This is a genomic window from Streptomyces sp. NPDC004838 (assembly GCF_053600955.1).
Genome location: NZ_JBSGAW010000019.1, coordinates 157,797 through 163,948, shown reverse-complemented (window position 1 = coordinate 163,948; position 6,152 = coordinate 157,797). Strand labels below are relative to the sequence as shown.

The window sequence follows — 6,152 nt, the reverse complement described above, 5'->3', positions numbered from 1 at the left end:
CGGGACCGGATGGACCGCGCCGCACGGGCGGCCGCGGACGCGGGGCTCGCGGGCGTGCTGGTCGCGCCCGGCCCCGACCTCGTACACTTCACCGGACACGGCCCGCCCCATCTGCAGCGCGGAGAGCTTCAGTCCTCGTCGCCCGGCTCGGGGGTGTCGGTCAGACCCTGTTCCAGAACCCGGCCTTCCCCCGGCGCAAGCGTCCCGAGAATGCGCTCCAGATCCTCTATCGAAGCGAACTCAACGACGATCTTGCCCTTCTTCTGGCCGAGGTCGACCTTCACCCGTGTCTCGAAGCGGTCCGAGAGCCGGGAGGCCAGATCGGACAGCGCCGGCGACAGCCGGGCACCGGCTCGCGGCCTCTTCGGCTTGGCCGCGCTCTGAGGACCGGAGTCGAGCAAGGCGACGATTTCCTCGATCGCCCGCACCGAGAGCCCCTCCGCCACGATCCGGTGGGCAAGCCGGTCCTGTTCTTCGGAATCATCCACCGACAGGAGCGCCCGCGCGTGTCCGGCGGAGAGAACACCCGCCGCCACCCTGCGCTGGACGGGGAGCGACAGCCGGAGCAGTCGCAGAGTGTTGGAGACCTGTGGGCGCGAACGCCCGATCCGGTCGGCCAGCTGATCATGCGTGCAGCTGAAGTCCCTGAGCAGCTGGTCGTAGGCGGCGGCCTCTTCCAGCGGGTTCAACTGAGCACGGTGCAGATTCTCCAGCAGCGCGTCCAGAAGGAGCTTCTCGTCCTCCGTGTCGCGGACGATCGCGGGGATCCGCTCAAGGCCGGCTTCACGGCAGGCCCGCAGGCGGCGCTCACCCATGATGAGCTCATAGCGGTCCGGTCCCACTGACCGTACGACAACCGGCTGGAGGAGTCCCACCTCCTTGATCGACGTGACCAACTCGGCGAGCGCGTCTTCATCGAAGACCTGACGAGGCTGTCGCGGGTTGGGCGTGATCGTGTCCAGTGGCAACTCGGCGAAGTGCGCGCCGACCGGCTCCGTGGACTGCGCCGACAGGACTCCGGTCGCGTCGGGCTCGACCGGAGCGGACGGCAGGGTAGCCACCCTGGCAGCCGCCACACCACGTTCCGCGGTCAGTACCGGGACCGCTCCCGTGGAGCTTGTGGCACCGCTGGGGGGTGCCTGCTTCTCCTGGGGAGCGGCAGGGATCAGGGCACCGAGCCCGCGCCCCAACCCTCTACGTCGCTCGCTCACTGGATCCCCTCCGAAATGTTCTGCTGGCTTTTCTGGGCGCCCACATGGGCGTGCGACGGGTCGTAGCGGACTCCGACTCCTCGCATCGCGATCTCGCGAGCCGCCTCCAGGTACGACAGGGATCCGCTGGAGCCCGGATCGTAGGTCAACACCGTCTGCCCATAGCTCGGAGCCTCCGAGATACGCACCGAACGGGGAATACTCGTCCGCAGCACCTCTTCGCCGAAGTGGCTACGGACCTCGTCGGCCACCTGGGAGGCCAGCCGGGTCCGACCGTCGTACATGGTGAGCAGAATGGTCGACACATGCAGCGCGGGGTTCAGATGCCCGCGCACCAGGTCCACATTTCTCAACAACTGCCCCAGGCCCTCCAGCGCGTAGTACTCGCACTGGATCGGGATGAGCACCTCCGCACCGGCGACCAGCGCATTGACCGTCAGCAGACCGAGCGACGGCGGGCAGTCGATCAGAATGTAGTCCAGCGGCTGCTCGTATGCCTGGATCGCCCGCTGAAGTCTGCTCTCCCGCGCCACCAGCGACACCAACTCGATCTCCGCACCGGCGAGATCGATGGTGGCGGGGGCGCAGAAGAGTCCTTCGACGTCCGGGACCGGCTGGACCACCTCGGAGAGCGGTTTACTCTCCACCAGGACGTCATAAATCGAGGGGACTTCGGCATGGTGGTCGATCCCCAGCGCTGTGGAAGCGTTGCCCTGCGGATCGAGGTCGACCACCAGAACGCGCGCACCATGCAGTGCGAGCGAGGCAGCGAGATTGACCGTGGTGGTGGTCTTCCCTACGCCGCCCTTCTGATTGGCGACAACCATGACGCGTGTCTGATCAGGCCGGGGCAGCCCCTCACCGGCACGCCCCAGCGCCTCCACGGCCAGCTGGGCAGCTCGGCCAATGGGGGTGTCGTCCATCGGGGGCGGTGTTTCACGTGAAACACCCTCACCCACCGATTCGGTACGGGGACCGGGGACCGGATCGGTCATCGGTCCCGCGATGTTGGCGTCGGACCGCAAGGATTCACTCTCCTCGACTTCAGGCTCGCGATGAACAGAGCCTGCCATGCTTTCGGGGTCATGAACCAGCGAGGCCCGTGCATCTGTGGATGAATCCACTTCTGTGGACAACTTCGTGACCCCGGCGAGAGGCTTCCGGTTCCGAATCGGGGCGGCAGCGCGCCCGCGGCTGATGATTCCTTGCAGCAGTGAGCGACGTTTCACGTGAAACACGATGCCTGGATCCCGGAACTACATCCGGAAGACACTCCGAAATGCGTACGTATGGAATCTTGATACGGAACGTCCCGACAGAAGGTCAGCGTCGACGGCGGGTGCGGCTCGTCCGGGCCGCCTTGGCACGCTTCGCCGCGAAACGCACTCCACCGGGACTCTCCCCGACCTCCACCCGCACCACCGTGGAGAGTGGGTCCACGAGCCCTTCGCCGACATGAAGCACCGAGGTCTCCACCACCCCGAGCTTGCTCAGTGCCGCCCGTGCGCCTCGCAGCTCCGCCTCTGCGGTGTCGCCCTTGAGCGCCAGCATCTCGCCATAGGGCCGCAGCAGAGGCACCCCCCAGCCCGCCAGACGATCCAGCGGCGCCACGGCACGAGCCGTGACCACATGGACGGGCTGTAGCGTGCCGAGGACCTCCTCGGCACGACCGCGGACCACGGTCACATGGTCGAGACCCAGCAGTTCGACCACTTCCTGAAGAAAGTTCGTCCGCCGCAGCAGCGGTTCAAGAAGCGTGATCTTCAGATCGGGGCGTACGAGTGCCAGAGGGATGCCGGGCAGACCGGCGCCCGAACCCACATCGCAGACCGTGACACCCTCCGGCACCACCTCGGAGAGCACGGCACAGTTCAGCAGATGGCGCTCCCAGAGCCGAGGCACCTCACGGGGACCGATCAGTCCCCGCTTGACTCCGGCATCAGCGAGCAGTTCCGCATATCGCACGGCCTCCGGAAAGAACTCTCCGAATACCGTCCGCGCCGCGTCGGGCGCCTGGGGAAGCTCTGCTGCCTCCGTCACGGGGACCGTCCTTCCGTACCGCACTGTCGCAATGTGGACTGTGGTGGCTGACTAACAGGCTGACAAAGATCGGCCCCGTCTGCGAAACAGACGGGGCCGAGGGAACAAAGGAGGTCAGGCAGGGAGCACGACGACGAAGCGCTGCGGCTCCTCGCCCTCGGACTCACTGCGCAGCCCCGCCGCGGCGACCGCGTCATGCACGACCTTCCGCTCGAAGGGCGTCATCGGGTCCAGCTTCACCGGCTGCCCGGTGTTCTTGACCTCGCCGGCGGCCTTGGCCCCCAGTTCGGCCAGTTCGGTGCGCTTCTTGGCCCGGAAACCCGCGATGTCCAGCATCAGACGGCTGCGGTCACCGGTCTCCCGGTGCACGGCGAGCCGTGTCAGCTCCTGGAGGGCCTCCAGGACTTCTCCGTCCCGCCCAACGAGCTTCTGGAGATCCCGGCTGCCCGCTTCGCTGATGATCGAGACCGCAGCCCGGTCGGCCTCGACGTCCATGTCGATGTCGCCGTCGAGGTCGGCGATGTCGAGCAGACCCTCAAGGTAGTCGGCGGCGATCTCCCCCTCCTGCTCAAGGCGGTTCAGGGTGTCGCTTCCCTTGGCGGCAGCGGGGATGGTGCCTTCCGTCACGGATGGACTCCTTCTTACTTCTTGGACGACGGGTGCTTGGGCCGTTGCTGGCCCTTGCGCTGTCCGGACTTGGGCTGCTGGCGGGCGGAGCCCGAGGAGGCCCCTCCGGCCCGCTTGGGCTTCGCGTCCTGCGGTGCGTTCTTCTTCTGCAGGGACGGCTTGGACTCGGAGTCGCCCGAGTCATCGGTCTTGGTTCCCCCGTGCTGGGTGCCGCCGGACTGGCGCTTCGCCTTGGTCTGCCGCTTGGGCTGCTGACGCCGCTGCGTGGCGCCGCCGGCCTCGGCATCGAGGGCAGCCGAGTCGACCTTGGCCACGGTGCCGTCCGCCTGGGCCGCGAACCCGGCCTTGGACAGGCCGGTGATGAACCGCCGCTCGTTCTCGTTGCGGTCCGGCCCCTTGGCGACGATGGTCTGGACGACCTTGCGCTTACGTCGCGAGCGGACCTCGCCATGGGCGCTGGTGCTCTTCAGCAGACGCTCGAGGTAGTGGTCTTGGGCCTTGCTGCCGGGGGTCGGGTTCTGGTTGATCACATACATCTGCTGACCCATGGTCCACAGGTTGGTGGTCAGCCAGTAGACGAGAACACCGACGGGGAAGTTGACACCCATCACGGCGAAGATGACCGGGAAGATGTACATCAGCATCTTCTGCTGCTGCATGTACGGCGTCTTCACCGTCAGGTCGACGTTCTTCTGCATCAGCTGGCGCTGGGTGTAGAACTGCGACGCCGACATCAGGATGATCATGATCGCGGTGACGACGCGCACATCCAGCAGCGAGGCGTCGAGAGCGGCGACCTTGCTGGTGCTGTCCGTGAACTTCGACGCCAGCGGGGCCCCGAAGATATGGGCCTGACGTGCGCTGGCGAGCAGAGACTCGTTGATGACACCGACGGTGTTGCCCGATGCGATGTTGGAGAGCACGTAGTACAGGGCGAAGAAGAACGGCGACTGCGCGAGGATCGGAAGGCACGAGGAGAGCGGGTTGGTGCCCGTCTCCTTGTACAGCTTCATCATCTCTTCGGACTGACGCTGCTTGTCGCTCTTGTAGCGCTCCTGGATCGCCTTCATTTTCGGCTGGAGCGCCTGCATGTTCCGCATCGACTTGATCTGCTTCACAAAGAGCGGAATCAGACAGATGCGGATGAGGATCACCAGCGACACGATGGACAGTCCCCAGGCCCAGCCCGTGTCTGGGCCGAAGATCGCCCCATAGAGCTTGTGGAACTGGACGATGATCCACGAAACAGGCGTGGTGATAAAACTGAAGAGACTGGCAATCGTGTCCACTAATCAGGCTCCTTGAGCATTGGGCGAGGTCTCTGCGGCCGGACTCGGGGGCTCGGGGGCCGACCCCCGGGAAGGCACGTCAGCGCGGTGCCCGCCCTTCTTGCCACGCACTGCGTCACGCAGCATCTCGTGCCACCGCGGACGCTTACGGGGCGGCACATGATCCACTCCCCCCGGGGACCACGGATTGCACCGCAGAATCCGCCAGGCGGTGAGCGCCGTGCCTTTCACCGCACCGTGGCGGTCGATGGCCGTGTATCCATAGTGGGAACACGACGGGTAGTACCGGCAGACGGGCCCCAGCAAAGGGCTGATCGTCCACTGATACAGCTTGATCAGAGCCAGCAGCGGGTACTTCATCGCGCGCCCCCTCCCAGCAGCCGTTGGAGGGCGGCATCCAGGTCTCGGGCCAGTTGTGCATTGTCGGCGTCGCCCGCGCCGGGCAGCGCCCGTACGACAACCAGGCTACCGGGGGGCAGCTCGGCGAGCCGATCGCGTATCAGATGCCGCAGCCTGCGCTTGACCTTGTTGCGTACGACCGCGCCACCCACGGCCTTGCTCACGACGAAACCCGCACACGTCGGGGGAGCGCTCTCCCCAGGCGCGTGCGGGTCCGGTGAACCGCTTCGTAGATGTACGACGAGAGACGGGCGACCTGCCCGGCGTCCTCGTCGTACCGCGGTCGCGAAGTCCTCGCGCCGCCTCAGCCGATTCTCGGTAGGCAGCACGTCATGACCTGTACGCGATCAGGCGGACAGGCGGGCGCGACCCTTGCTGCGGCGAGTCGCGAGAATCGCGCGGCCGGCACGGGTACGCATACGCAGACGGAAACCGTGGGTCTTGGCACGACGACGGTTGTTCGGCTGGAAGGTGCGCTTGCTCACTCGGGGGCTCCAGAGAAGATTCGTAGATGGCGGGACATCGCCTGGCTGTCACCGTGCGCCCACGAGTAGCTCGCGTTTCGCCCGAGTGCACCGCTTCACGA

At 66.3% G+C, this 6,152-nt stretch carries 8 protein-coding genes; all 8 read right to left on the bottom strand.

Annotated features, from left to right (window positions below):
* Nucleotides 1-128 precede the first annotated feature (128 nt).
* Nucleotides 129-1,211: a ParB/RepB/Spo0J family partition protein gene (locus ACWEFL_RS22180; RefSeq protein WP_451715249.1), complete on the bottom strand. Its 1,083-nt coding sequence runs from the start codon at nucleotides 1,209-1,211 to the stop codon at nucleotides 129-131.
* Nucleotides 1,208-2,284, bottom strand: coding sequence for a ParA family protein (locus ACWEFL_RS22175; RefSeq protein ID WP_451715246.1), 1,077 nt, complete (start codon nucleotides 2,282-2,284; stop codon nucleotides 1,208-1,210). Before ACWEFL_RS22175 ends, ACWEFL_RS22180 begins: the two co-directional genes overlap by 4 nt.
* Nucleotides 2,285-2,534: 250 nt before the next feature.
* The gene (gene rsmG, locus ACWEFL_RS22170; protein WP_451715244.1) at nucleotides 2,535-3,251 is read right to left on the bottom strand and encodes a 16S rRNA (guanine(527)-N(7))-methyltransferase RsmG; all 717 of its coding nucleotides are present in this window, start codon (nucleotides 3,249-3,251) and stop codon (nucleotides 2,535-2,537) included.
* A 114-nt stretch (nucleotides 3,252-3,365) separates the two neighbouring features.
* The gene (locus ACWEFL_RS22165) at nucleotides 3,366-3,878 is read right to left on the bottom strand and encodes a Jag family protein (RefSeq protein WP_451715241.1); all 513 of its coding nucleotides are present in this window, start codon (nucleotides 3,876-3,878) and stop codon (nucleotides 3,366-3,368) included.
* Nucleotides 3,879-3,892: 14 nt separating this feature from the next.
* Nucleotides 3,893-5,167 (bottom strand): membrane protein insertase YidC, encoded by a 1,275-nt coding sequence (gene yidC, locus ACWEFL_RS22160; protein WP_451715238.1) that lies wholly within the window; start codon nucleotides 5,165-5,167, stop codon nucleotides 3,893-3,895.
* 3 nt (nucleotides 5,168-5,170) lie between these two features.
* Nucleotides 5,171-5,527 carry a membrane protein insertion efficiency factor YidD gene (gene yidD / locus ACWEFL_RS22155; RefSeq protein ID WP_451715236.1) on the bottom strand — a complete coding sequence of 119 codons (357 nt, stop codon included), beginning with the start codon at nucleotides 5,525-5,527 and terminating at the stop codon, nucleotides 5,171-5,173.
* Nucleotides 5,524-5,895, bottom strand: coding sequence for a ribonuclease P protein component (gene rnpA, locus ACWEFL_RS22150; protein ID WP_451715233.1), 372 nt, complete (start codon nucleotides 5,893-5,895; stop codon nucleotides 5,524-5,526). Before rnpA ends, yidD begins: the two co-directional genes overlap by 4 nt.
* An 18-nt stretch (nucleotides 5,896-5,913) precedes the next feature.
* Complete coding sequence (rpmH, locus tag ACWEFL_RS22145; protein ID WP_003975051.1) at nucleotides 5,914-6,051, bottom strand: 50S ribosomal protein L34; 138 nt, start codon at nucleotides 6,049-6,051, stop codon at nucleotides 5,914-5,916.
* Between the last annotated feature and the right edge of the window lie 101 nt (nucleotides 6,052-6,152).

What these genes read in the sequence shown, in the direction of transcription:
- ACWEFL_RS22175 (WP_451715246.1), bottom strand. Translation starts at nt 2,284, where the DNA reads ATGGCAGGCTCTGTTCATCGCGAGCCTGAAGTCGAGGAGAGTGAATCC.
- yidD (WP_451715236.1), bottom strand. Translation starts at nt 5,527, where the DNA reads ATGAAGTACCCGCTGCTGGCTCTGATCAAGCTGTATCAGTGGACGATC.